The following is a 919-nucleotide window of genomic DNA, read 5'->3' as shown; positions in this document are numbered from 1 at the left end:
CACATTAATAGATATTGGATGTGGGAATGGTCGAGATTCCTTTTTCTTTTCAAGCCAAGGCTGGAACGTTCTAGGCATTGATTCCTCTAATAGTGCAATTTCTAGCTGCATTCAGCAAAAGCGCATTTCTGGTGCAAACTGTAATTTTATAGAAATGGATGTTGCGTTAGACGGTATTAAATCTATATTGTCTTTGGGTAATTACACACCATCAAAGACTTTGCTTTATTCGAGATTTTTTTTACACGCGATTAATAGACATGATGAAGATATATTACTTAAGGGAATTTCCAAGTTTGTTGGTCTAGGTGCGCGTTTTTGCTTCGAGGCAAGGAGTATAGAAGATAAAAATCTTTTTAAGGTGGAGCAGGAACACTATAGAAGATTTATTGTACCCGAAGAATTAGAAAAATGCTGCAAAGCACTTAATATGTTTCCAGAGTTAATTTACTCTTCACGAGGCCTAGCTCCTTATGGAGACGAAGACCCGTATCTCGTGCGTGGAATTTTCTGTGGGGACCGGCAATATGATTGACCCTGTCAAAAGAAAGTATAATCGAGATAACTTAATACTAGCATATAAAGCATTGGATAGCGTATCACCTTTTCCATTTTTTGGTACGTTACTTGGGCTTACCCGTGAAAAAGATATTATTAAAAACGATGACGATATAGATTTGTATATAGACATTAAGCACCGAGGGAACGTCGCACCACTATTAACTGATGCAGGGTTTAGCGTTGACATTGATAATAATCCAAACTTAACACAATTTTTTCTGCAAGCCACACGCCATATTAAAGGAACGCAGACATATATTGACATCTATTTTTATGAAAATAGAGACGAATTACCGTGGATCATCGATAGATGGAACTTTAGCGGAGATTTAAACGTCGCAGATTCACATCTATATAT

Annotated in this window: 2 protein-coding genes; both read left to right on the top strand. The window is 36.9% G+C overall.

The genetic code is table 11. The annotated features are described in order from the left end of the window. On the top strand, window positions 1–535 hold a 535-nt coding region (locus FV227_RS28650), incomplete at its 5' end, for a class I SAM-dependent methyltransferase (protein ID WP_147860484.1). Then, a partial coding sequence (locus FV227_RS28645) for a hypothetical protein (RefSeq protein ID WP_210246754.1) occupies window positions 528–919 on the top strand: 392 nt, incomplete at its 3' end. The genes FV227_RS28650 and FV227_RS28645, both read left to right, overlap by 8 nt.

The organism is Methylobacterium sp. WL119 (assembly GCF_008039875.1).
Classification (GTDB): domain Bacteria; phylum Pseudomonadota; class Alphaproteobacteria; order Rhizobiales; family Beijerinckiaceae; genus Methylobacterium.
This window is presented reverse-complemented; position numbering and strand designations above follow the sequence as displayed.